Source organism: Brachybacterium avium (genome assembly GCF_002216795.1).
In the GTDB taxonomy this organism is placed as follows: Bacteria; Actinomycetota; Actinomycetes; order Actinomycetales; family Dermabacteraceae; genus Brachybacterium; species Brachybacterium avium.
Genome location: NZ_CP022316.1, coordinates 264933 through 289051, shown reverse-complemented (window position 1 = coordinate 289051; position 24119 = coordinate 264933). Strand labels below are relative to the sequence as shown.

Below are 24119 nucleotides of genomic sequence, written 5' to 3'. Positions count from 1 at the left end.
AGCACCGCTGACGCGCCTGGGCGGGCGTTCGCGAGGGCTCGCGGGTCGGTGTGGGACGGACCGGGTGGTAACCCAGCACCCGGACGCTTCCCCCCACTGCACGGGACCGCTGGTCACAGCACCTTCCGGCGGAGGCGGCGCGAGGGCTGGGCGCGCCCTGATAGGCATCGTCCTGGCCCGACGTTCAGGTATCGTTGAGACTCTTACCGGCCAGTGCTGTCCCACGAATCATGCGGGTTCCCACCCGTCCCGGGACAGCGGTGACCACGAAGGCGCCCAGGTACACCTGCGGTGCCCGTCCCAGCCTAGCGAGGTTCTCCATGATCATTCTCGGTGTCATTCTGCTGATCGTCGGCGCGCTGACCGACCTGTCCTTCCTCTACGCCCTCGGCGGGCTGCTCGTCGTGATCGGCATCGTCCTGACGGTCCTCGGCTTCCTCGGCCGCGCCGTGGGAGGCCGCAAGACCTGGTTCTGACGGCACCTGTCGCGCCGCCAGGGGTGAGAGCAGGCCGCTGAAACGGCCCGACGGCTGAGGCATGCCGGAGGTGCCACCGCGTGCAGAGGCCCGTGGATCACTGCGATGACGATGTGGATCGTCGTCGCGGTGGACCACGGGCCTCTCGTCATGCGTGGGCGCGCTGCGGCACTCGGTAGGCGATGCAGCGTCGGCGTGGGGGTGAGCGTCCACACTTCGTCACACAGCCAACAACTGCTTTGGTGGCCCCTAAGATACTCATATGGCTACTCTGGTCGCTCCCGCCGATGCCCAGCTGCTGCTGGACGCCCTGCTCACTGATTCCTCCGAGGGTCGCGCCGCCCTCGAGGTGCTCCGGCCCGAGGTGCTGGCCCACACTCGCGCCGCCTACGACGCGCTCTACCGGGAGCCGCAGGCGCTGTCGATCCCCGTGCTGCATGCGCTGGCCGCGGTCACCGCAGACTGGCAGGGCAGCGGACCGCTCGCCGACTGGCACCGGGCCCAGGGTGCCTCCGCGGCGCTGACGGCCGCCGACCCGCACACAGAGGATCCGGGCCTGGCAGCGCTGCGCGATCACGTGGATCTGCTCTCCTTCTCGCCGGCGCTGGTGACCCCGGCGGACCAGGCACGTCTCACCGCGGCCGGCCACGATGCTCGCACCGCGGTGCTGGTCAGCCAGCTCGTCGCCTTCGAGAGCTACCTCCAGCGCCTGGTCGCGGGGCTCGCCGCCCTGCGCGGCCTCGCGGTGCCGTCGGCCGCTGCGCCGGTCCGTGCTCCCCGCACCCGCGGCCGCGCCGCGCAGCACGGCGGCACCACCCCGGGCGGACGCACCCGCCCCTCGGCCTTCACCCGCGAGCAGCTGCAGTGGGAACCCTGGATCGAGGTGCCCTCCGAGGCGGCGCTCACCCCCGAGCAGCGAGGCTCCTTCGCTTCCAAGGCGAGCACCAACAGCGTCTACTTCCGGATGCTCTCGCTCACCCCGAACATCACCCGGGCTCGCAGCGAGCTGGACAATGCGATCTTCCTGCCGCGTGACGGCCTGCCGAAGGCCGAGCGGGAGCTCGCGGCCGCCGTGACCAGCAAGGTCAACGACTGCATCTACTGCGCCTCCGTGCATGCCCGCAAAGCCGCCGCCTTCGCCAAGCGCGACGTCGAGGTGGACGCTCTGCTGGCCGCCGTGCTCGAGCGCGACACCGACTGGATCGCCGTCGATCTCACCCCGCTCGCGGCCGGGCAGGACGAGCGCTGGTCCGCGCTGGTCACCGCCGCCGCGGAGCTCTCGCGCCCCCGTCCGTCGGCAGTGCCGATCGCGCCTCTGCGCGCACTGGGGATCTCCGACCCGGAGATCGCCGACCTGCTGGGTGCGGCCGCTTTCTTCGCCTGGGCGAACCGCCTGATGCTCAGCCTCGGCGACCCCTCCCTCCCCGACGACTCCTGATCCCCCGAACGAGGTTCCCATGACCACTGCATTCCGCCGCCGCACCGTGCTCGGCGCTGCCCTCGCCTCCCTGCCCGTCCTCGGCCTCGCCGCCTGCGGAGACGTCACCGTTGAGAGCCAGGCCGAGGCGGCCGAGCAGCTGACGATCATCGACGACCAGGACCGCGAGGTCGTCCTGCCCGGCCCTGCCCAGAAGGCCGTCGTCCTGAACAGCTACACCAACGAGTTCCTGCGCGCCATCGGCGCCGGCGACCGCGTCGTCGGCGTGGACCGGGCCTCGCTGGAACGCCTGCCCTACCTCGACCTCGGCGAGGACCAGATCATCGCCGAAGGCCTGGACCAGCTGAACTACGAGGCGATCGCCGAGCTCGAGCCCGACGTCGTCGTGATGCCGCGCAACGCCGTCTGGCAGGAGGCCGCCGAGCAGCTCGAGGCCTTCGGCATCCCGCTGATCGTCGCCACCGCCTGGGACACCGAGGTCGTCGAGGAGACCCTCACCCTGCTCGGCCAGGTGTTCGGCCAGGAGGACACCGCACAGACCGTGCTGGACTTCCGCGGCGAGATCGCAGGGATCCTGCAGGAGCGGCTTGCGGACGTCGAGCCGGTCCCCGTCTATCTCGAGACCGTCGAGCCCTACCTGACCACCCTGCCCGGCTCCGGCTTCCACGCGATGATCCTGGCCGCCGGCGGGGCGAACATCTTCGAGGACGCCGCGGGCGGCGACGCCCAGGAGGAGCTGACCGTCGACCCCGCCGAGGTGGTGCTGCGTGATCCGCAGTTCGTGTTCCACGAGTTCGAGCCCTCCGCCGAGCCCGTCGACCGCTTCGACGCCCTCCGCACGGATATCGCCGATCGGCCCGGCTGGGACGGCATGACCGCACTGGCCCAGGGGAACGTCGCGATCGCGAACGGCTGGGCCACCAGTGCGCTCGGCAAGTCGATCGGCGCTCTCTACCTCGGTACCTGGCTGCACCCCCAGGAGATGGACGGCGTGGATCCCGAGGCGTACCTCACCCGCTGGGTCACCGAGTTCCAGGACACCGAGCTGTCCGCCCCGACCGACTATGTGCAGGGTCCGTCCTCATGACCGCCACCCTTGAGCGTCCCGCTCCCGCGCCCGAGGCCCCGAGAGCAACGGCGCCCGGACCGTCCGCGCCCATGAGCGCCGCAAGCTCCTCGTCCTCGCCGCCGGACTCGTGCTGTCGGCTCTGGCCCTGGTCGCAGCGGTGACGATCGGCACCGCCGGGGTGGGGATGGGCGACGTGCTCCATTCGCTGCGGGTGAGCCTGCTCGGCGGCACCATCAGCGCCGAGTTCGCCTCCACCTACGCGGTGATCACCCAGCTGCGGCTGCCGCGGGTGCTGCTGGCCTTCACCGCCGGAGCGGCGCTGTCCGTCTCCGGTGTGCTCATGCAGGGGCTGCTGCGGAACCCCCTGGTCAGCCCGTTCACCCTCGGGGTCTCCCCGGCCGCCGCCTTCGGCGCGGCGCTGGTGATCACCCTGGCCGGCACCCAGCAGCTCCCGGCCTGGGCGACCATCGCCGGAGCCATGGTCATGGCACTGGCCGTCTCCGCCGTGGTGCTCGGGATCGCCACCGCCCGCCGCATGGCAGTGGCCACCCTGCTGCTGCTCGGCATCGCGATGACCCAGATCTTCGAGGCCCTCACCTCCGCACTCCAGTTCACCGCGAACGAGAACACCCTGCAGGCGATCATCCGCTGGACCTTCGGGTCGGTGAACGACGCGCTGTGGTCCGATGTGCTGATCGTCGGGGTGATCACCCTGCTGGCGATCCCGGTGACGCTGTTCTTCTCCAAGGACCTCAACGCCATCGCCTTCGCCGGTGACGACGCGGCCCGCAGCTTCGGCGTGAACGTGGGCCCGGTGCGGATCGGTCTGATCGCCCTGGCCGTCGCCCTCGCCGCAGTGGTCGTCTCCTTCTGCGGGATCATCGGCTTCGTCGGCCTGGTGGGCCCCCACATCGCACGCCTCGCGATCGGCGCCGATCACCGCCATCTGTTGCCTTTCGCGGCGCTGTCCGGTGGACTGCTGCTGTTGGTCGCCGACGCGGTGGGCCGCACGGTCCTCGCCCCCGCCGTGGTCCCCGTCGGCATCGTGGTCGCCTTCATCGGCGGCCCCGTGTTCATCTACCTCATCCTGACCCGAAGGAACACCCTGAAGTGAGCCTCACCGTCGACCGCCTCTCCTTTGCCTACGGGACCCGCCGGATCCTCGATGAGGTCAGCTTCGAGGTCGCCTCCGGGACGTTCTGCGCCCTGCTGGGCCCCAATGGCTCCGGCAAGTCCACCCTGGTCAAGGCGATCGCCGGCGTGCACCGCGCCAAGGCCGGCACCGTGACCGTCGAGGGTCGCAGGACCGCTTCGCTGGGCCGCCGCGAGCTGGCGAAGGTGGTCGGCTACGTCCCGCAGGCCGGGGATGCGCCCTTCGACCTCACCGTCCGCGAGGCCGTGATGCTGGGCCGCACCCCGCACTTCGGGCTCGCTCCCCGGGCACAGGACCGCGCCACCGTGGAGGATGCGATCGTGCGGATGGGGCTGGCGGAGATCGCCGAGCAGTCCATGTCGGAGCTCTCCGGGGGGCAGCAGCAGCGGGCCCTCATCGCCCGGGCCCTCGCCCAGGACACCCGGCTGCTGCTGCTGGACGAACCCACCTCCGCGCTGGATCTGCGCTACCAGATCGAGACCTTGCAGCTGGTCCGCCAGATCACCCGCGAGGAGGGCATCAGCGCCCTCATCGCGATCCACGATCTGAACCACGCCGCTCGCTACTGCGACCAGGTGATCGTCCTGCACGGCGGGCATCTCGTCGCCGACGGCACCCCGGCGGAGGCACTGCGTGCCGAGATGCTGCGCGGCGTGTACGAGGTCGATGTCGAGGTCGCGGCCCGCGACGGCGCCGTCGAGGTCCGGCCCCGCGTGGACGAGGCCGGCATCACCCGCACCGGCACCCGGCTCGGGGAGCTCGTGGCCTCATGAACGGGACGGTTCCTTCGGAGGCTGCGCACTTCGACGCCGTCATCGTCGGCGGTGGTCCTCGCGGCGTGGCGACCGTGCTGCGCACCGCTGCCCGCAGCGCCGTACTCGGCGGCGCCCCGATGCGGTTGGTGATCATCGACGCCCTCGCGATCGGCCCCGGGGCGACCTGGCGCCTCGATCAGCCCGCCCAGTACCTCAACAACACCCAGGCCGATGCCACCACCGTCCACCCCGACGATTCCACCCCGATGAGCGGCCCCGCCGCGCCCGGCCCGGACCTGGTGGACTGGGCCCGCCAGGTCCGGGCCGACGGCGGGCACCCGGCGGGTCAGTGGGTGCTCCAGGAGGCCTCGGCACTGACCGGCGCCGACTTCCCCACCCGCCGACTGCAGGGCGTGTACTTCCGCGACCAGCTCGACGCCGCGATCGCGAGCGGCAGGGTCGAGCTCACCGAGATCGTGGCCCGCGCCGTCGACCTCGACCGTGACGGCGAGGACACCGCGGTGGTCCTCGAGGACGGTCGCCGACTCGCCGCACCCACCGTGGTGCTCGCCCAGGGCATGGTCCAGTCCGAACGGGACGCCGACGTCTCGGCGCTGGCGGCGTTCGCCGAGCGCTTCTCGCTGCGCTACGCAGAGCCCGGCATGCCCGCCGAGCGGGAGTACACGGGACTGCCGGCGGGGGAGACGGTGCTGGTGCGCGGCCTCGGGGCGAACTTCTTCGACGTCATCGGGCAGCTGGTCGCCGACTGGGGTGGCAGCGTTGCACCGGTGGAGGGAGACCCTCACGGGCGCCTGCGCTACCTGCCCAGCGGCCGCGAGCCGCAGCTGGTCGTCGGCTCCCGGCGGGGCATCCCGTACCGTGCCAAGCCTGAGGGCGGCCGCTCGGTGCGGCCCTTCGCCCCCGCCTGGGCGCGCGATGAGTGGTTCGCCGAGCTCGAGCAGCGCACCGACGTGGACTTCGCCGAGGAGGTGTGGCCGATCCTCGCCCGTGAGTTCGCCCGCGCCTACCTCGAGGCCCTGGAGGAGCTCGCCCCGGAGTCCGTGCACGGCGACTGGTTCGCCGGACTCGATGCGGCCATCACGGCCGACGAGGTCGACATCGTCCTCGAACGGTCGATCATCGACCCGCGCTGGCGCTGGGCGCTCGAGGAGCTGCACCGGCCCACCCGCGGCCGGCCCGTCTCCGCACGGGACTGGGCCCGCCTGGTGCGGCGACTGATCGCCGATGAGCTGGGTTCGCTGTCCGACCCCTGGCGGCACCCGCGCGCCGCTGTCAACGGCGCGATGGGGGCACTGCGCCGACGTGTCGGGCGGCTGACCGGCCGCGGCGCGTTCACCGGAGCGTCCCTCGCCCGCGACGTGCTCGGCTGGTTCGACGGCGACTCCCTGGCGCTCGCCTCCGGCCCGCCCGCCGACCGGGTGCGGCTGGTCCTGGCCCTGATCGAGGCCGGGATCATCGAGCTGATCGGTCCCGAGATGGTGATCGAGGCCGACGAATCCGCGGGAGCCTTCCGGGCTGCCTCACCGCTGACCGGCCGCGTGGTCACCTCGGCCGTGCTGCTGGAGACCCGCATGTCCAAGGGGAAGATCCCGCGCACCGGCGACCCGCTGCTGCGCGCACTGCTGGAGACCGGGCGGGCCCGCATCCACACCGTCGACGGCGTGCAGACCCACAGCATGGAGGCCACCCGGGCCGAGCTCTCCGAGGACGTGACCAGCGGCCACAACCTGATCGCCGCCGACGGCAGCGTGGACGAGTCCGTGGTGGTGCTCGGCATCCCTGCTGCCTCGACACAGCCCGGCTCCGCGATCGGGGCCACCCCGGGCGTGCCCTCCCCGCTGCTGGCCGGCGCGGACGTCGCGGCGAAGCAGATCCTGGCGCGGACGCGGGTGGAGGTCGGGGCGTAGGGCTTCCCCGACCGCGATGAGGGAACCGACAGCCGCTGCCCCGACGGGCCGGGCCCGGCTCAGATGTCCCGGAAGGTCTCGATCCGCGCGCCGAGCTTGTTCAGCCGCGCCGCCAGGTCCTCGTATCCGCGGTTGATGACGTAGACGTTGCGCAGCATGGAGGTGCCTTTCGCGGCGAGCATCGCCAGCAGGATCACCACCGCCGGGCGCAGCGCCGGCGGGCACACCAGCTCGGCGCCGCTCCACCGGGTCGGGCCCTCGATGAGCACCCGATGCGGGTCCATGAGCTTCACGTTGGCTCCGAGCTTGGTGAGCTCGGTGAGGTAGATGGCCCGGTTCTCGTACACCCAGTCGTGCAGCATCGTCTGCCCCTCTGCGGTCGCGGCGATCACCGCGAAGAACGGGAGGTTGTCGATGTTCAGCCCGGGGAAGGGCATCGGGTGGATCTTGTCGATGGGCGCTCTCAGATCCGAGGGATGGGTGGTGACGTCCACCAGGCGGGTCTTGCCGTTCTCCGCCATGTACTCCGCGGAGCAGTCATAGCGCAGGCCCATCTCCTCCAGCAGCGCCAGCTCGATCTCCATGAACTCGATCGGCACCCGGCGCACGGTGATGCTCGAGCGGGTCACGATCGCGGCGGAGATCAGGCTCATCGCCTCGATCGGGTCCTCGCTGGGGGCGTAGTCCACATCGGTGGAGATCCGCGCCCTGCCCTGCACCCGCAAGGTGGTGGTGCCGATGCCCTCGATGGCCACTCCGAGCTTCTCGAGGAAGAAGCACAGGTCCTGGACCATGTAGTTGGGGCTGGCGTTGCGGATCACGGTCTCGCCCTCGTACAGCGCCGCCGCCAGCAGCGCGTTCTCGGTGACGGTGTCACCGCGCTCGGTGAGGATGATCGGGCGCCGAGCCCCGGTCACCGCGGAGGTGGTGGCCTGGTAGTTGTGATCGGTCGCGACGACATCGAGCCCGAAATGACGCAGAGCCGACAGATGCGGCTCGACGGTGCGGGTTCCCAGATCGCAGCCGCCGGCGTAGGGGAGCTGGAACTCTCCTGCACGATGCAGCAGTGGTCCCAGGAACATGATGATCGAGCGGGTGCGCCGGGCGGCCGCGGCATCGATCGAGCTGAGGTCGAGCGTGGCGGGGACGCGCAGTTCGAGGTCGTTGTCGGAGTTCAGCCAGGTCGCCCTCACCCCGATGGACGTGAGCACCTCGAGCAGCCGGTTGACCTCCTCGATGCGCGCGACCTTGCGCAGCACCGTGGTCCCGGTGTTCAGCAGCGAGGCGCACAGCAGCGCGACCCCCGCATTCTTCGAGGACTTCACGTCGATCGCTCCGGACAGGGTGGTCTCGCCGTGGACCCGCAGATGGCTGGGGCCAGGGCCGCCCAGCCCCACGAGCTCGGAGTCCAGGGCGGAGCCGATCTTGGAGATGGTCTCCAGCGTGAGGTTCTGCTGGCCCTTCTCGATGCGGTTCACCGCGCTCTGGCTCGTGCCGAGCTCGGTGGCGAGCTGAGCCTGGGTGAGGCCGGAGTGCTGACGGGCGTCCCGGATCAGGGTGCCGATCCGTGCCAGGTAGTCCTCGTTCTCAGTCATATCGAGACCGTAACTCACAGATGAGATAACTACAGGTGAGAGTCGGTGCGTCGATCCTCACGTTGCGCTGGAGCGGCCGGTCAGGCTCCTCCGCGGATCAGGAGCGGAAGCCCTTGCGCATACCCGGCCACCCGAAACGAGTGGGCTGGATCATAGGGCTCCGCACGCAGCAGCATCCCGGCCTCCTCGGGGGTGCGATCCGCCTTGCGGTTGTTGCACTCCTTGCAGGCCGAGACCAGGTTCGTCCAGCTCGAGGCGCCGCCACGGGAGGAGGGAAGGATGTGGTCGACCGTCGCCAGCAGGCCCTCGCAGGAAGGAGTCTTCGAGACGCTGCGACCGCAGTACGCGCAGGTCCAGTGATCGCGTTCGTGGACCGCCCGGTAGGAGAAGCCGACTGAGCGCTGGCCGGCACCCTCCACCCAGGCCCCGCTCAGCTCGCGGGTGAGCTCGAGGGCGGTGGGGACGATGCGGTCCCCGAGCATCGTCAGCTCGACCGGGTCCGCGACCTCGCGACGGATCATCCCGAAGGCATGGCGCACCGTCGTGGTGTGCAGGAGCTCGCCGATCCCCGTCTCCGGGTCGTATCCCAGGTTGAAGACCCTGACCTGTGCCATGTCGTCACCTCTTCCGCCCCCAGTGTCGCCGAACACCACCGGTGCGGCCATCGATTTCCTGCGAATGCCCGGTTGCGGCACGGGCCCCGGCATCACCCCGGGCGATGCATCCTGAGGCATGCTGGAGGGATGGAGGACGAACAGGGAGCCCAGCGGCTCGAACGCGAGCAGGTGCTGTCCGAGTACGGCACCTGGCGGCTCACCGGGGACGAGGACGCGCCCGTCGCCGAGGAGATCCGCACCCTGGAGACCCTGCTCCGGCTCAAGGCCGAGCAGCAGGGCAGCCCGGATCCCGGTCTGTGGACCGAGGAGCTGGCCATCGAGCTGCTCACCGTCGTGGTGCCGCGCACCGTGATCCAGCCGCGCGAGCACGTGATGGACCTGGTGCCCACCCTGATCCGCTTCGTCACCTACCTGCGGGAGACCGGGCGCTGGCATCCGGGAGCGATGAGCGCCACCGAGGCACCGGGGATGCTCTCGGGCCTCGAGTTCGCGGCCCTCGAAGCGGCCGACGACCCCTCCCGTCGCTCCTTCTCCACCAACATCCTCGGGTACGGCATGGCCCTGGGCGTCGACCTCGAGGACGAGGACGAGCTCGCCGCCTTCATGAACTGGTACAACTCCCTGCCCGACGACGAGCGGCTCGCCCTCAGTGAGACGGGCCGGATCGAACGCCCGCAGACCCCGTACGACCGGGACGCTTCACTCCGGGCCGCGCAGGCGGAGGACCAGGGCACGAGCTCATGGCCCTGGTTCCTGCCCGGTCCGGAGGCCGCGGAGGGCACCGTGCTCATCGAGGGAGCCCTCACCGAGGACGCCGCCGTCTATGCGGCGAACGACTTCGTGGAACGGGCCGCCGCACTGCTGGAGCACCTGGGCGGGCAGCCGCGGAAGGTCACCGGCACCGGTGCTCTGAACCGGGCCGACTCCGCGGAGGTGCTCGAGGCGCTGGGGATGCGTCCGTCATTGCGCACCATGTGGGAGCGTCCGGAGCTGGCAGGTCCCTGGGTGACGCTGCTGGACGGCGGCTGGCTGGAGGTCACCTCAGGCATGGTGCATCCGCTGGCGGGCCCGGTGCCGTACGTTCCCCTCGCCGCCGGCGGCGAGGGCTTCGTCGAGTTCGGCCACGCGCTGCTGTCCGCATGCCTGTTCGGGAAAGATGCCCGGGACGCCCAGGACGGCGGGTTCCGCGGCATGCCCGACACGATCGCCGCCCTGCTGGTGGCATGCGGCCCGGAGGGACTGGTGATGCCGGATCTGCTGTCACCGGACGCTGCGGAGCTGCCGGTCCCGCTCGACCCGAGCACCGGTGAATGGGACCGGGCTGAGCTGCACCGGCTGGTCGCCGTCACCCGCGACCTGGACGACCTCGTCGACCTCGGGATCCTCCACCGGCACGGACGCCACCACACGGGATCCGCCGCGGTGCTGGCGGCATTGGTCGCGCTGATGAAGGAGCGGGGCGAGCAGAGCGGCTTCAGCCTGGGGTGACGGTCAGGATCAGCGCACCCCGCGCATGCCCCGCCCGACGGGCTTGGCGATCATGAGCATCACCAGACCGATCGAGATGGTGATCGCACCCAGCGCGCCGAAGTAGGCGACCTCGGTCTCGGAGGAGTAGAAGGTCGCCAGCGCACCGGAGAGCGAGGTGCCCAGCGCCACCGCCAGGTTGTACAGCGCCATCATCATCACCGGGTAGGCGCGCGGCGCCAGCTTGGTGGCGAGGGAGAGGCCGACGGGGGAGAGCCACAGCTCGCCGATGGTGGCGACCATCATGATCATCGCGATCCACAGCACGGGCACCGAGACCACGGAGGCCATCGGCAGGAACAGCAGGAACGCGGAACCCATCAGGATGATGCCCACACCGAACTTCCGCGGGGTGCCGGGCTGGCGGGGGCCGAGCTTCGTCCACAGCGCCGCGAACAGGGGCGCCAGCACGATGATGAAGAACGGGTTGAAGGACTGCACCCAGGAGATCGGCATCTCCCAGCCCAGGACCTCACGGTCCAGTCGGGTGTCCGAGTACAGCGTGATCACCGTGAACTGCTGCTGGAACAGGGCGAAGAACGCCGCGGTGCCCACGAACAGCGGGATGAAGGAGACCACTCGGGAGCGCTCCTCGGGATCCAGCTTCTTCGAGGTCAGCAGCAGGGCGAAGATCGCGATCGCGCCGAGCACCGCGAGAGCCGCGACGACCGTGGCGAGGTTGTGCGCGTTCAGCACGCCCGTCAGCGCCAGCACCAGCACCAGCATGACGGCGCCGGCCCCGAGGCCGGCCCACAGCGGATACTGGCGGCGGGGGAGCGGGTCGGGGACGGCGTGGACGCTCTCCGGCAGACCCTTGCGGGTCAGGACGTACTGGGTCAGGCCCACCGCCATGCCGATCGCGGCGAGACCGAAGCCGAGGTGGAATCCCCACTGCTGCTGCGCGAAGCCCGTGATCAGCGGTCCCAGCAGGCCGCCGATGTTGATGCCCATGTAGTAGATCGAGAAGCCCGCATCCCGTCGCGGGTCATCGCGCGAGTAGAGGGAGCCGACCAGGGTCGCGGCGGTGGACTTCAGCCCGCCGGAGCCGACCCCCACCAGCAGCAGGCCGGCCATCAGGCCGGGGATCCCGGGCACCAGCGCGAGCGCGATGTGACCCAGCATGATCATCACGGCGCTGCCCAGCAGCGTCCTCTCGGCACCCAGCAGCCGGTCCGAGACCAGCGCGCCCAGGATCGAGAAGAGGTACACCGAGCCGCCGTAGGCGCCGACGATGCCCAGCGCGGCGCTCTCGTCGATCCCCAGGCCGCCATCGGCGACCGCGAAGTACATGTAGATCGCGAGGATGCCCTGCATGCCGTAGAAGCTGAAGCGCTCCCACAGCTCCACGCTGAACAGGTTCGCGAGCGGACCGGGCTGACCCAGGAAGGTGCGTCCGGAGGGGTTGTGCGCATCCGGCGCGAGCGTCGGCGCGGCGACCCCGCCGCCGGCAGCGGGGCGCTCGGACCTGCTCGGACGGTGATCGGGGGTCTCGGGGGAGTTCACGAGGAGCAATGCTGGGACATCAGAGAGCGTGATTTCAACGTGGAGCGGCGAGGTGTGAGAAGCCAGTCTCCCGGGCAGGTGTCAGAAAGATCGAGCGGGGGAGAGGTCCGGCATCGTCGTGATGCCGAATTCGTGCTCGAGCACGCGTCGGGCGGCATGCCAGCCGGACATGCCGTGCACCCCCGGTCCCGGAGGTGTCGCCGAGGAGCACAGGTACCAGCCGGTCCCGCCCAGCCGGTACGGGTCCCAGCGCGCGGTGGGGCGGGCGATCATCCCGGCCATGGTGACCCGGCCCATCGAGATGTCGCCGCCGACGAGTGCGGGGTTGTGGGCGGCCATCTGCGAGGCGGGGATGCCGCGGGCGGCGACGATCAGATCGCGGAACCCGGGGGCGAAGCGCTCGATCTGCGCGGTGACCAGCTCGGTGGGATCGCTCGTGTCGCCGGCGGGCACGTGCGCATATGCCCACAGCGGCCGCAGGCCGTTCTGGATCCGCCCGGGATCGACCACCGACGGGTCGCTGACCAGGGTCATCGGCCGCGCCGGCACCCTGCCCGCAGCGACCTCCGCCTCGGCGTGGGCCATCTGCGCCCGGGTGCCGCCGAGATGCTGGGTGCCGGACTCCCCGACCTCGGGATCGCGCCACGGCACCGGGCCGGAGAGCACGAAGTCGACCTTCGCCGCCCCGTCGCCGTGCGGGAAGCGGCGCAGCGCCCGCTCCAGCGAGGCCGGCAGGCGGGAGCCGAGGATATCGGCCGCAGCGGGGGCCGGGGTGTCCAGCAGCACTGCGCGGGCGGGCGGCACATCCCGCCAGCTGCGCACGTGATGGTCCGTCTGCACCCTCCCGCCGTGGGCACGCAGATCCGCCACCAGGGCGTCGATGATCGACTGGGAGCCGCCGACGGGCAGCGGCCAGCCGACGCCGTGGGCGATCGTGCCCAGCAGACCGGCGGTCCCCGCCATGGCCAGGGAGGGCATCGTCCCGATCGCGTGCGCCGCCACGCCGGAGAACAGCGCCCGGGCCCGCTCGGTGCGGAAGGGCACCCCCCAGGCAGGGGTGCCCTGCGCCCCGATGAGGGCACCGAACAGCGGTGCCACGGCGAGGATCGCCGGGTCCAGCAGGGCGACAGGGAGGGAGCGCTTGTCGCCGAGGGCGAGCGCGACCACCAGGTCCTGATGGCGGGACAGCGTGCCGAGCGTCGACCGCCAGGCGCGGCCATCCGCCCGAGCCCGTCGGCCGTGCGCTCCACATCGCGCCAGGCGATCGCGGCCGGCTCGTCATCCAGCGGCTGGGCATAGGAGGCGGCGGGGGCGATGGCGCGCACCCCCCGCGCCTGCACATCGAAGGCGGTGAAGAAGGGGCTCGCGAGCGCCAGCGGATGGGCCGCCGAGCAGATGTCGTGCACGATCCCGGGTGCGAGGCCGAGGTCCAGGGTGCGGGCCCCGCCGCCGATCGTGCTCTCCGATTCGAGCACCTGCACGCCCAGTCCCGCACGAGCGAGGGTCACCGCGGCGGCGAGCCCGTTGGGGCCGGAGCCCACGATGACCACGTCGACCTCGGGGCGGGATGCACGCTCATCCGCTCAGCCTAGGTCAGAGGCGACGCCGCCCCCTCGAACATTTACGGAACAGGGACGTAGCGTAATGTGGGGGTATGCAGACCGCCACCGATCAGTCCCCGCCCGCAGACGCCCCCGCGAAGCGCCCCGCGAAGAGGCAGGCCGTGCTCGAGGTGCTGGGCAAGACTCGGATCTCGCCGCGCCTGTTGCGCCTCACCCTCGGCGGTGAGGGCTACAGCGCGCTGAACCGCAACCACCACGCCGACGCCTACGTCAAGTTCCTCCTGGCCGATCCCGCCTCCGGCCTGCACCCGCCCTACGACATGGATGCGCTGCGCGAGCACAGCCCCGAGCTGCTGCCCGCTCGCCGCACCTACACCGTGCGCCACTGGGACGACGAGAACCAGCGGCTCGACGTCGACGTGGTCCTGCACGGCGACGGCGAGGAGAACGGCATCGCCGCACGCTGGGCCGATGAGGCGCAGCCCGGCGATCTCATCGCCATGAACGGCGCCGGCGGCGGCTACACGCCGCTCCCCGAGACCACCCACCACCTGCTGATCGGCGACCATGCCGCCCTGCCTGCGATCGCCGCGGCGCTGGAGTCGATGCAGGCGGACGCCTCCGGCCTGGCGATCATCCAGCTCGAGGACGAGGAGGACCGCCTGGAGCTCGAACGCCCCGCCGGGGTGGAGCTGCGCTGGGTGATCGGCCCGCGGGAGGCCTTGGTCGAGACGGTGCGCACACTGGACCTCGAGGACCCCGAGGGCCTGCAGGTGTTCTGCCACGTCGAGCGGGCCACCACCAAGCAGCTGCGCCGGGTGCTGGTCAAGGACGCCGGCATCCCCCGACCCCAGATCTCGATCTCCGCCTACTGGGCGCTGGGCCGCATCGAGGACCAGTTCCAGGCCGAGAAGCGGGAGCCGATCGGGAAGATCGACGACTGAGCATGGACCTGTGCACCGGCGAGGACGGGCTCGCCCGGCCTGCCTGGGCGTCCGTCCACGACGACCTGCGCGAGTACTACGACACCGAGTGGGGCATGCCGGTGCGGGACGAGCGGGGGATGTTCGAACGCCTCGCCCTGGAGGGCTTCCAGTCCGGCTTGAGCTGGGCCACGATCCTGCGCCGCCGCGAGGGGTTCCGCCGCGCCTTCGCCGATTTCGAGGTCGACAACGTGGCGGCCTTCGGACCGGCGGAGGTGGACCGGCTGCTCGCCGACGAGGGCATCATCCGTCACCGCGGCAAGATCGAGGCCACGATCGGCAACGCCCGGGCGGCCATCGAGCTGCGCGGTCAGCGGGGCCCGGGCACTACCCTCGCGGACCTGGTGTGGTCCTACCGGCCCGCCCGCACCCCGATGCCGGTGGTGGCCGCGGACGTCCCCACCACCAGCGCCGAATCTGTGGCACTGGCCAAGGAGCTCAAACGCCGCGGCTTCCGCTTCGTCGGCCCCACCACGATGTTCGCTCTGATGGAGGCACTCGGCGTGGTGGACACCCACCTGATCGGCTCCCACCGCCGAGGCACCTCCGGTGTCTGGGCGGCGGACGGACGACCCGTCGCGGACGGCCACACTCCGTCATAGACCTCGCCAGAGGCGGCGGTGCGGCCGGAGGATGAACCGGTCAGCACCACCCAGGGCGAGGAGCAGCGATGAGCACCGCAGCGATCCATGCAGGATGGGACGCGGCTGCCGACGGGCACGGGTCCCTCACCCCACCCGTCCACACGGCGAGCGCCTACGCCCACACCTCCCACGACTCGCTCAAGGCACTGTTCCAGCGGCGCGGTGACGGCTACGCCTACTCCCGCTCCGGCAACCCCACCACCGCCGTGCTGGAACAGCGCATCACCGCCCTCGAACAGGGGATCGGTGCGATCGCGGTCGCCTCGGGTCAGGCGGCGACCACCATCGCCCTGTACGCGCTGGCCGCCCCGGGGGGTCATATCGTCGCCTCCTCGCGCCTCTACGGCGGCACCACCGAGCTGCTGGACGACACGCTCGCCGAGGTGGGGGTGCGCTGCACCGTCGTCGACCCCTGGGACCTCGCGGCCTGGGAGGCCGCGTTCACCGAGGACACCCGGGCGGCGATCGTCGAATCGATCGCGAACCCCGGCGCACAGGTGGTGGACCTGCCGGCGCTCAGCGCGATCGCCCACGCCCGCGACGTGCCCGTCGTCGTCGACTCCACCCTGGCGAGCCCCGCTCTGTACCGGCCCGGCGAGCACGGTGCCGACGTGGTGGTCCACTCCGCGACCAAGTACCTGTGCGGGCACGGCACCACCATCGCCGGACTGATCGTGGACACCGGGCGCTTCGACCCGCGGCGATATCCGCAGCGCTGGCCCCGGCTGACCGAGAGGAACCGGCGCTTCGGCGTCACCTTCGCGGACGAGTACGCCCGCGGCGGCTCCGGGCTGCTGGGATACGCCCGCGCCAAGTACGTCACCGATTTCGGGACCACTCTGTCCGCCGCCGGCGCCCAGCAGATCCTGGTCGGGATCGAGACCCTCGACCTGCGGATGAACAAGGTCAGCGCCGACGCCGCCACCCTCGCCGCCCGTCTGCACGGGCTGCCCGGAGTGGCCCAGGTCGAGCATCCCACCATCCCCGGCCGTCCGGATGCGCAGCTCGCCGACCGCGACTTCCCGCGCGGCACCTCCGGCGTGTTCTCCGTGGAGCTGACCGGGGGCGAGGCCGCCGCCGCCGCGTTCTGCGATGCGCTCGCGCTGTGGACCATCGCGGTGAACATCGGCGACGCCCGATCCCTGGTCTGCCATCCGGGCACCACCACCCACTCCCACCTCACCGACGCCCAGCGCGCGGCATGCGGGGTGCGCGCCGGCACGGTGCGTCTCAGCGTCGGGCTGGAGGACCTCGAGGACCTCTGGGCCGATCTGGAGCAGGCCCTGGACGCTGCGCGCACCGTGGAGGAGGAGCTCTCCGCCGCGGCGTGAACAGTGGCGCTGACCGGAGCCCGCACCGTCCGTACGGATCGTTCCCACCTAGGCTGGAGAGCATGAGCACCTCTCCCGCCCCGCTGCCACCGCTGCCCGAGGACGGGGTGAGGCGCGTGCTGTGCATCGTCGCCCATCCCGACGACATGGAGTACGGCGCCTCGGCCGCCGTCGCCGCCTGGACCGCGGCCGGGATCGAGGTGTGCTATCTGCTGCTCACCCGCGGCGAGGCGGGGATGGCGCAGGACCCGGCGGTCGTCGGCCCGCTGCGGGAGCGGGAGCAGCGAGCGGCCTGCGCACGCGTCGGCGTCGAGCACCTGCGCTATCTCGACCACCCCGACGGGATGCTCGAGAGCGGGCTCCCGCTGCGGCGCGATATCGCCCGCGTGGTGCGCCAGGTGCGTCCGGACCTGGTGCTGACCGCGAACTTCGAGGTCGAGGCCTATGGCGGGCTCAACCAGGCCGATCATCGGGTGGCGGGACTGGCCGCGGTCGACGGCACCCGCGATGCGGCGAACCCCTGGGTGTTCCGCGAGCTCGCCGAGGTCGAGGGCCTCGCCCCGTGGCGCGTCCGCGCCCTGCTGGTGGCGGGTCATCCGCAGCCCACCCACGCAAAGCAGGTCGCGGCCGAGCAAGTGCGGGCGGCGGTCCGATCGCTGCAGGCGCACGAGGCCTACCTCGACCACGTCCAGGGACATCCGCTGCCCGAGGAGTTCATCCCCGAGATCCTGCGGGCCGGGGGAGAGGCCGCCGGGAGCGAGCACGCCGTGGTGCTGCGGGTCTTCGACCTCTGAGGGACCCGACCGGCTGGTCGCGGTTCGTTGCCGACAGCGGCCGCAGGCTCCTACGGTGGAGGCATCACGCATGATCCGCCACGGAAGGAGTCATGATGACCACGTCCATGCACGACAGGCTCGATCTCGACCAGGTGCCCGAGCTCGCGGCCCAGCTGCGGGTCGACTCGATCCGCTCCTCGACCAGCGCCGGCTCCGGCCACCCCACCTCCAGCCTCTCCGCCGCCGACCTGCTGGCCACCCTGATGGCCCGCCACCTGCGCTACGACTGGGATGAGCCCGAGGCCCCCGGCAACGACCACCTGGTCTTCTCCAAGGGGCATGCCTCGCCGCTACTGTACTCCGTCTACCGCGCCGCCGGCGTGGTCTCCGAGCAGGAGCTGATGGAGGGCTACCGGCGCTTCGACCAGCGGCTCGAGGGGCATCCCACCCCGGTGCTGCCCTGGGTCGACGTCGCCACCGGCTCGCTCGGTCAGGGACTGCCCGACGGCGTCGGCATCGCCCTCGCCGGCAAGTACCTGGAGAAGTCTCCGTACCGGGTCTGGGTCCTCACCGGGGACAGTGAGCTCGCGGAGGGCTCGATGTGGGAAGCCCTCGCCACCGCCTCGCACTACCAGCTGACGAACCTCGTCACGATGGTGGACGTGAACCGTCTGGGCCAGCGGGGCGAGACCGCGCTCGGCTGGGACATGGACACCTACGCCGCCCGGGTCGAGGCCTTCGGCGCCCGGGCCGTGGTCATCGACGGCCACGACCTGGACGCGATCGACGAGGCGCTGGCGGTGGCCGACGGCGAGCTGGATCGGCCCCTGGTGATCCTCGCCCGCACCGTCAAGGGCAAGGGCATCCCCGGCATCGAGGACCAGAACGGCTGGCACGGCAAGCCGATGCCCGAGGACAAGGCCGAGGAGGCCATCACCGCCCTCGGCGGCGAGCGCTCGCTGCAGGTGCGCGGACCGATGCCTCCCTCCGTCGAGCCGGCTCCGCACTCCCCGCGCGGGGAGATCGAGCTGCCCGCCTTCACCCCCGGCGAGGAGGTCGCGACCCGCAAGGCCTACGGCCCGGCGCTCACCGCCCTCGCGGAGGTCGACCCGCGGGTAGTCGCCCTGGACGGCGAGGTCTCGAACTCCACCGGCGTCGCCGACTTCGTCGAGTCGCATCCGGAGCGCTTCTTCGAGATGTTCATCGCCGAGCAGCAGATGGTCGCCGCCGCGACCGGCCTCTCCTCCCGCGGGTACCTGGCCTTCGCCTCGACGTTCGCGGCCTTCCTCACCCGCGCCGCCGACTTCATCCGCATGGCTCCGGTCTCCCGGATCGATCTGCGACTGGTCGGCTCCCATGCGGGCGTCGAGATCGGCGCCGACGGTCCCTCCCAGATGGGGCTCGAGGACCTAGCGATGATCTCCGCCACCCAGGGCTCGACCGTGCTGTACCCCAGCGATGCGACCTCGACCGCGGCGCTGGTGGCGGAGATGGCCGAGCTGTCCGGCGTGAGCTACCTGCGGACCACCCGAGGGGCCTATCCGGTCCTCTACGGCTCCGAGGAGCGCTTCCCCGTCGGCGGGTCGAAGACGCTGCGCAGCTCCGAGGACGACGCCGTCACCCTCATCGGGGCCGGCGTGACGCTCCACCAGGCGCTCGCCGCCGCGGACGCCCTGGCCGAGGACGGCGTGCGCGCCCGCGTGATCGACGCCTACTCGATCAAGCCGCTCGACGGCGCGGGCATCCGGGCGGCGGTCGCCGCGACCGGCGGGCGCGTCGTGGTCGCGGAGGATCATCATGCCGAGGGCGGGCTGGGGGCCGCGGTCCTCGCGGCGCTGGCTTCCGAACCGGTCACCGACCTGCACCTGCGGCATCTGGCCGTCGACGGCGTGCCGGGCTCCGGCACCACCGAGGAGCTGCTCGGCTGGGCCGGGATCGACGCCGAGCACATCGCCGACGCCGCGCGCGCCGCGCTCGAGGGCTGACCGCTGCCCCGACGGGGCGGGCCGCCGACGGGACGTCATCCGTCCCGGCGGCGCCGCCCCAGCTCGAGGCTGTCCATGTCCTCCAGCTCGCGGTCCTTGGTCTCCGGGACCCAGAGGTAGACGAAGATCAGGCTCAGCAGCGCGAAGGCGGCGTAGAGGCCGTAAGCGAAGGTGAGCCCGATGTTCGACAGAGTGGGGAAGGAGGCCGAAACGGTCCAGTTCGCCGCCCACTGCGCGGCGGCCGCGACCGCGAGGGCCGAAGCACGGATCCGGTTGGGGAAGATCTCGCCCAGCAGCACCCACACCAGCGGGCCCCAGGTGGCTCCGAAGAACATCACGAAGGCGTTCGCGCCGATCAGCGCGATCGTCGACCAGGGATCGGGCAGCGAGACGGCATCGCTGCCCGCGGTGACCTCGCCGAAGGAGAACGCCAGCGCCATCAGTCCCAGCGAGATCGTCATCCCGGCCGAGCCCACCAGCAGCATGATCCGTCGACCCACCCGGTCCACCAGCACGATCGCGATGATCGTCGCGACGATGTTCATGATCGAGGTGATCGTGGAGGTCAGCAGCGCCTGGGACTCGTCGAACCCGACGGACTGCCACAGCGTGGTCGAGTAGTAGAAGATGACGTTGATGCCCACCAGCTGCTGGAACAGCGACAGCAGGATGCCGAGCCAGACGATGGGCTTGAGCCCGAACCGCTCGCCCAGCAGGTCGCGGAGGCTCTCCTTGTCCTCCCGCTCGAGCGTCGTGCGGATCTGCTGGATCTTGAGGTTCACGTCGGGCTCGCCCGTGAAGTCGTAGAGCACCTTCGAGGCGCGATCGAGCTGGTTCCGCCGGATCAGGTAGCGCGGCGACTCCGGCAGGAACAGAGCCATGATCCCGTAGGCCGCGGCCGGCACCGCCTCGATCATGAACATCCAGCGCCATGCGGCCACCCCGAACCAGAAGGTCTCCGAGGAGCCTCCGGCCGAGTCCGCGATCAGCGCGTTGGACAGCAGCGCGACGAAGATGCCGAGCACGATCGCCAGCTGCTGCAAAGAGCCCAGCCGGCCGCGGAACTTCGCGGGTGCGACCTCCGCGATGTAGGCGGGGGCGATCACGCTCGCGGCGCCGACGCCCAGGCCACCGACCACGCGCCACGCGATGAGGTCCCAGACCCCGAAGGCGAGGCCCGAGCCGAGCGCTGAGGCGAAGAACAGGATCGCCGCGATCACCATCACCGGGATGCGGCCGTAGCGGTTGGAGAGGCCGCCGGCGAACCAGGCGCCGATGGCGCAGCCGAGCAGCGCCGAGGAGACCGCGAAGCCGGTCAGCGCCGCCCCGAGGGAGAACTCCTCGGACAGGGCGCCCACGGCACCGTTGATCACTGAGGTGTCGAAGCCGAAGAGGAAACCACCGACGGCGGCGGCGATCGAGATGCCGACGACCTTCGCGTTCAGATGCTGGGTGGGTGCGGGGTCCGCACCGGAGCGAGCTGCGGATGGTGCCATGACGGGACCGCCTCCTTGCCGAAGATCTCGGGCGGCCACCGTAACCCTTCTCACCGTCGGGCGGGGGCTGACGGGCCAGGCGGTCAGCACGCTCGGCGGACCTCGGCGGCATAGGAGTCCAGCAGGCCGAGGATCCCGGTATGTTGCCAGACGCGGTTCCGCGAGCGACCGGTCGCCTCCCGCAGGATGCCGGAGTCGGTGAGCTGGGCGAGAGCCCGCTGGGCCGTCATCGCCGGCACCTCGAGTGTGCGCTGGAGGTACGCGGCGTTGACGATCGGCTGACCGATGAGCAGAGGCAGCACGGACCATGCGAGAGCATGCCGGCGCACCCCGGACAGTCGCTCCCGGTCCCTCTCGAGCTGTCCGGCGAGGTCATCGACGAGTCGGCTGCCGGTGGCCGCGGCATACCGCGCGGCCCGGGCGAACTCCTCCACGATCGGGCGGGCGTCGCCGGCGCGGAAGGCGGTCAATGCTGCGGTGTACGCCTCGAGGTCCGTCAGGAGTCCGGCCGAGACCGGGGCGGTGGTGGTCAGCAGGCCCTTGCCGCTCAGCAGCGCGTGCACCAGCGCGCGACCGGTGCGACCGTTGCCGTCGGTGAAGGGGTGGATGGTCTCGAACTGGGCATGGGCGAGCGCCGCGTGGACGAGGACGGGTAGGTCGTCTCGGACGAGGAACGCGAGCAGGTCCTCCATAGCGGGCAGCACGTCCTCGGCCTCGGGGGCGATGTGGACGGCACCCAGCGGGCTCAGCCCGCTGCGGCCGACCCACACCAGCTGCCCCCGCAGGCGGCCGGCGTCTTCCGCACCGGCCAGCAGTTCTGCGTGCATCGCGAGGATCGCCTCCAGATCGAGTTCCGCGGCCAGGCGCAGCGCCGCCTCCATCGTGCGGACGTTGGCGACGACGGCGCGGGCGTTGTGGCTGCGCGACTCCTCGAGCTCGGCGAGGGCGAGCTGTCGTGCGCCGACGGTGAGGTCCTCGATCTGCGAGGAGGAGGCGGACTCGGTGCGCAGCAGCACTGCGCTCATCGGGCCGAGTGCGGGGTTGTCGGCGCCCAGGCGTACCGCAGCATGAGCGTCGAACGCCGCCAGAGCGGTCTCCGCATCGGCGACGTCGGCCGCCAGCTCCCCGGGCAGATCGATCTCGGAGGCGCCGAGCGCCGCGGGGAGCGTCGCCTCATAGGCGCCGGTCCCCGGGAGCGCGCAGAGCGGGAGGCGAGGCCGTCGTCGGCGACGGTCCAGTGTCCCGCCCGTCGCTCGACGGGCGACACGGACAGCGGTCGTCGTGCCGGAAGGGGTCCCATACCACCAGTGTAGTAACACTTTGCTCCGAAAGTGTTACTACAGTCGGGGAGGAGTCACAGTTCCGGCTCACCTTCGGCGGCCACCTCGAGGCGCTCGAGCTCCATCGCGGCGGTCGTCGGGTCGAGCTTGGCGAAGATGCCGGTGGGCTTCACGACTCTCTGGCCCACGCCCACCGGGTGGTGCTCCCAGGCCGGGACGTCCGTGTAGTCGCCGGTGATGATCGGGTAGCCGGGACCGCCGTCGAGATCCTCGACCTCCACGATCTGCGGCATCGGCGCGATCTGGCGGTCCCCGCCCAACGCCTTCTCCACCTCGTTCGCCGAGTGCGGCAGGAAGGGCGCCATCATCGTGTTGAGATCGGTGACGGCCTGGGCGAGCACGTGCAGCACGGTCAGCAGGCGCGGTCGCTGCTCCTCGGCCTTCATCTTGAAGGGCTCGGTGCGGGAGACGTAGGCGTTCGCCTCGCCCACCAGGCGCATGATCTCGGCGATCGCGGCGCGCTGGCGGTGCGCCTCGATGAGGCCGCCGACGGTTGTGAAGCCCTCACGGAGCTGGTCCAGCAGGGCCTGGTCGATCTCCTCGAACTCACCCGCCGCCGGGATCTCCCCGACGTTCTTGGCGATCATGGCGGCGGTGCGGTTGACCAGATTGCCCCAGCCGGCGACCAGCTCGTTGTTAGTGCGGGAGACGAAATCTGTCCAGGTGAAATCGGAGTCCTGGTGCTCGGGTCCCGCGGCGGAGATGAAGTAGCGCAGCGCGTCGGGCTGGTAGCGCTCGAGCACATCGCGCACGTAGATCACCACGCCCTTGGAGGAGGAGAACTTCTTGCCCTCCATGGTGAGGAACTCGCTGGAGACCACCTCGGTCGGCAGCGTGAGCTCGCCGAAGCGGCCGGGCTCGCCGCCCTTGTCGCCCTGGCCGTTCTGGGCGATCATCTCCGCAGGCCAGATCTGGGAATGGAAGACGATGTTGTCCTTGCCCATGAAGTAGTAGGCGAGGGTCTCGGGATCGTTCCACCACTTCCGCCACGCCTCGGGATCGCCGGAGCGGCGGGCCCACTCGATCGAGGCCGAGAGGTAGCCGATCACCGCGTCGAACCAGACGTACAGGCGCTTGTTCGGCTGATCCTCCCAACCCGGCACCGGAATGCCCCAGTCGATGTCGCGGGACATCGCCCGGGGCTTGATGTCATCGAGGATGTTCTGGCTGAAGCGGATCACGTTGGGGCGCCACAGCCCGGTCGCCTCGCGCTCGTCGAGCCAGCGGCCCAGCTCCCCGGCCAGGGACGGCAGGTCCAGGAACCAGTGCGAGGTCTCGATGAACTCCGGCGTCTCGCCGTTGATCCGCGAGACCGGGTCGATCAGGTCCGTGGGATCCAGCTGGTTGCCGCAGCTGTCGCACTGGTCGCCGCGGGCTCCGCCCGCTCCGCAGATCGGGCAGGTGCCCTCGATGTAGCGGTCGGGCAGGGTGCGGCCGGTCGACGGGGAGATCGCCCCGGAGGTCGTCCTCTCCACCATGTACCCGTTGTCCCGCACGGTGACGAACATGTCCTGCACCACCTGGTAGTGGTTGCGGGTGGTGGTGCGGGTGAACAGATCGTAGGAGAGACCCAGCGCGACCAGGTCCTCGACGATGAGGCGGTTGTTGCGGTCCGCGAGCTCGCGGGCGGAGATGCCCTCGGCGTCGGCGGAGACCAGGATCGGGGTGCCGTGCTCATCGGTGCCGGAGACCATGAGCACGTCGTTCCCGGCCATCCGCATGTAACGGGAGAAGACGTCGGAGGGGACGCCGAAGCCGGCGACATGACCGATATGGCGGGGACCATTGGCATACGGCCAGGCGACCGCGGACAGGACTGTGCTCATAGCAGTCGATTCTAGGGGAGTCGGGGCCGCAGCCCGACGCGAGTGCGGGTGAGTCCCCGGACAGGACGTGCGACGGTGGACGGCGCAGAGCACCCGGCCGTCCCGATACCCTGGT

At 71.0% G+C, this 24119-nt stretch carries 18 protein-coding genes and 1 pseudogene; 12 read left to right on the top strand and 7 right to left on the bottom strand.

Features of this window, described 5'->3' with window-relative positions; genetic code table 11:
* Positions 1-320: 320 nt before the first annotated feature.
* The 6 genes from CFK39_RS16385 to CFK39_RS01270 all read left to right on the top strand — a co-directional run bounded on the left by CFK39_RS16385 (position 321) and on the right by CFK39_RS01270 (position 6819).
* Entirely contained in the window at positions 321-476 is a 156-nt protein-coding gene (locus CFK39_RS16385; protein WP_089063947.1) for a hypothetical protein, read from the top strand.
* A 262-nt stretch (positions 477-738) separates the two neighbouring features.
* Entirely contained in the window at positions 739-1914 is a 1176-nt protein-coding gene (locus CFK39_RS01290; RefSeq protein WP_089063946.1) for a peroxidase-related enzyme, read from the top strand.
* 19 nt (positions 1915-1933) lie between these two features.
* On the top strand, positions 1934-3001 hold the full coding sequence (locus tag CFK39_RS01285) for an ABC transporter substrate-binding protein (RefSeq protein ID WP_089063945.1): 1068 nt from the start codon (positions 1934-1936) through the stop codon (positions 2999-3001).
* A 109-nt stretch (positions 3002-3110) separates the two neighbouring features.
* A complete protein-coding gene (locus CFK39_RS01280; RefSeq protein WP_245822790.1) occupies positions 3111-4097 on the top strand; it encodes a FecCD family ABC transporter permease in 987 nt (328 codons plus the stop codon).
* Entirely contained in the window at positions 4094-4909 is an 816-nt protein-coding gene (locus CFK39_RS01275) for an ABC transporter ATP-binding protein (protein WP_089063944.1), read from the top strand. Before CFK39_RS01280 ends, CFK39_RS01275 begins: the two co-directional genes overlap by 4 nt.
* Entirely contained in the window at positions 4906-6819 is a 1914-nt protein-coding gene (locus tag CFK39_RS01270; RefSeq protein ID WP_089063943.1) for an FAD/NAD(P)-binding protein, read from the top strand. The genes CFK39_RS01275 and CFK39_RS01270 overlap by 4 nt, the downstream gene beginning before the upstream one ends.
* A gap of 59 nt (positions 6820-6878) precedes the next feature.
* Here the strand turns inward: CFK39_RS01270 and CFK39_RS01265 are convergent, their stop codons facing one another.
* A complete protein-coding gene (locus CFK39_RS01265; protein ID WP_157697020.1) occupies positions 6879-8414 on the bottom strand; it encodes a UDP-N-acetylglucosamine 1-carboxyvinyltransferase in 1536 nt (511 codons plus the stop codon).
* Between the two features lie 80 nt (positions 8415-8494).
* Positions 8495-9028, bottom strand: coding sequence for an HNH endonuclease (locus CFK39_RS01260; RefSeq protein ID WP_089066233.1), 534 nt, complete (start codon positions 9026-9028; stop codon positions 8495-8497).
* A 129-nt stretch (positions 9029-9157) separates the two neighbouring features.
* Here CFK39_RS01260 and CFK39_RS01255 point away from each other — a divergent pair, with 129 nt between their 5' ends.
* Positions 9158-10519, top strand: coding sequence for a hypothetical protein (locus tag CFK39_RS01255; RefSeq protein WP_089063941.1), 1362 nt, complete (start codon positions 9158-9160; stop codon positions 10517-10519).
* A gap of 9 nt (positions 10520-10528) precedes the next feature.
* Here the strand turns inward: CFK39_RS01255 and CFK39_RS01250 are convergent, their stop codons facing one another.
* Positions 10529-12061 (bottom strand): peptide MFS transporter, encoded by a 1533-nt coding sequence (locus CFK39_RS01250; RefSeq protein ID WP_089063940.1) that lies wholly within the window; start codon positions 12059-12061, stop codon positions 10529-10531.
* Between the two features lie 81 nt (positions 12062-12142).
* A pseudogene (locus CFK39_RS01245) lies at positions 12143-13611 on the bottom strand (phytoene desaturase family protein).
* A gap of 104 nt (positions 13612-13715) precedes the next feature.
* On the opposite strand from CFK39_RS01245, the gene CFK39_RS01240 reads away from it, so the two are divergent.
* The 5 genes from CFK39_RS01240 to CFK39_RS01220 all read left to right on the top strand — a co-directional run bounded on the left by CFK39_RS01240 (position 13716) and on the right by CFK39_RS01220 (position 19342).
* Positions 13716-14567 carry a siderophore-interacting protein gene (locus CFK39_RS01240; protein WP_089063939.1) on the top strand — a complete coding sequence of 284 codons (852 nt, stop codon included), beginning with the start codon at positions 13716-13718 and terminating at the stop codon, positions 14565-14567.
* 2 nt (positions 14568-14569) lie between these two features.
* Positions 14570-15208 (top strand): DNA-3-methyladenine glycosylase I, encoded by a 639-nt coding sequence (locus tag CFK39_RS01235; protein ID WP_089063938.1) that lies wholly within the window; start codon positions 14570-14572, stop codon positions 15206-15208.
* A 68-nt stretch (positions 15209-15276) separates the two neighbouring features.
* Entirely contained in the window at positions 15277-16581 is a 1305-nt protein-coding gene (locus CFK39_RS01230; RefSeq protein WP_089063937.1) for an O-acetylhomoserine aminocarboxypropyltransferase/cysteine synthase family protein, read from the top strand.
* A gap of 62 nt (positions 16582-16643) precedes the next feature.
* Positions 16644-17375 carry a PIG-L deacetylase family protein gene (locus CFK39_RS01225; RefSeq protein WP_089063936.1) on the top strand — a complete coding sequence of 244 codons (732 nt, stop codon included), beginning with the start codon at positions 16644-16646 and terminating at the stop codon, positions 17373-17375.
* A 92-nt stretch (positions 17376-17467) separates the two neighbouring features.
* Positions 17468-19342, top strand: coding sequence for a transketolase (locus CFK39_RS01220; protein WP_245822788.1), 1875 nt, complete (start codon positions 17468-17470; stop codon positions 19340-19342).
* 35 nt (positions 19343-19377) lie between these two features.
* On the opposite strand, the gene CFK39_RS01215 is transcribed toward CFK39_RS01220, so the two are convergent.
* The 3 genes from CFK39_RS01215 to metG all read right to left on the bottom strand — a co-directional run bounded on the left by CFK39_RS01215 (position 19378) and on the right by metG (position 24004).
* Positions 19378-20838, bottom strand: a complete 1461-nt coding sequence (locus tag CFK39_RS01215; RefSeq protein ID WP_089063934.1) for a sugar porter family MFS transporter — start codon at positions 20836-20838, stop codon at positions 19378-19380.
* 83 nt (positions 20839-20921) lie between these two features.
* Positions 20922-21863 (bottom strand): Fic family protein, encoded by a 942-nt coding sequence (locus CFK39_RS01210; protein ID WP_245822786.1) that lies wholly within the window; start codon positions 21861-21863, stop codon positions 20922-20924.
* Between the two features lie 329 nt (positions 21864-22192).
* Positions 22193-24004 (bottom strand): methionine--tRNA ligase, encoded by a 1812-nt coding sequence (gene metG, locus CFK39_RS01205; RefSeq protein ID WP_089063933.1) that lies wholly within the window; start codon positions 24002-24004, stop codon positions 22193-22195.
* Positions 24005-24119 lie beyond the last annotated feature (115 nt).

What these genes read in the sequence shown, in the direction of transcription:
- CFK39_RS16385 (WP_089063947.1), top strand. Translation starts at nt 321, where the DNA reads ATGATCATTCTCGGTGTCATTCTGCTGATCGTCGGCGCGCTGACCGAC.
- CFK39_RS01290 (WP_089063946.1), top strand. Translation starts at nt 739, where the DNA reads ATGGCTACTCTGGTCGCTCCCGCCGATGCCCAGCTGCTGCTGGACGCC.
- CFK39_RS01285 (WP_089063945.1), top strand. Translation starts at nt 1,934, where the DNA reads ATGACCACTGCATTCCGCCGCCGCACCGTGCTCGGCGCTGCCCTCGCC.
- CFK39_RS01270 (WP_089063943.1), top strand. Translation starts at nt 4,906, where the DNA reads ATGAACGGGACGGTTCCTTCGGAGGCTGCGCACTTCGACGCCGTCATC.
- CFK39_RS01265 (WP_157697020.1), bottom strand. Translation starts at nt 8,414, where the DNA reads ATGACTGAGAACGAGGACTACCTGGCACGGATCGGCACCCTGATCCGG.
- CFK39_RS01260 (WP_089066233.1), bottom strand. Translation starts at nt 9,028, where the DNA reads ATGGCACAGGTCAGGGTCTTCAACCTGGGATACGACCCGGAGACGGGG.
- CFK39_RS01255 (WP_089063941.1), top strand. Translation starts at nt 9,158, where the DNA reads ATGGAGGACGAACAGGGAGCCCAGCGGCTCGAACGCGAGCAGGTGCTG.
- CFK39_RS01240 (WP_089063939.1), top strand. Translation starts at nt 13,716, where the DNA reads ATGCAGACCGCCACCGATCAGTCCCCGCCCGCAGACGCCCCCGCGAAG.
- CFK39_RS01235 (WP_089063938.1), top strand. Translation starts at nt 14,570, where the DNA reads ATGGACCTGTGCACCGGCGAGGACGGGCTCGCCCGGCCTGCCTGGGCG.
- CFK39_RS01230 (WP_089063937.1), top strand. Translation starts at nt 15,277, where the DNA reads ATGAGCACCGCAGCGATCCATGCAGGATGGGACGCGGCTGCCGACGGG.
- CFK39_RS01225 (WP_089063936.1), top strand. Translation starts at nt 16,644, where the DNA reads ATGAGCACCTCTCCCGCCCCGCTGCCACCGCTGCCCGAGGACGGGGTG.
- CFK39_RS01220 (WP_245822788.1), top strand. Translation starts at nt 17,468, where the DNA reads ATGATGACCACGTCCATGCACGACAGGCTCGATCTCGACCAGGTGCCC.
- CFK39_RS01215 (WP_089063934.1), bottom strand. Translation starts at nt 20,838, where the DNA reads ATGGCACCATCCGCAGCTCGCTCCGGTGCGGACCCCGCACCCACCCAG.
- CFK39_RS01210 (WP_245822786.1), bottom strand. Translation starts at nt 21,863, where the DNA reads ATGAGCGCAGTGCTGCTGCGCACCGAGTCCGCCTCCTCCTCGCAGATC.
- metG (WP_089063933.1), bottom strand. Translation starts at nt 24,004, where the DNA reads ATGAGCACAGTCCTGTCCGCGGTCGCCTGGCCGTATGCCAATGGTCCC.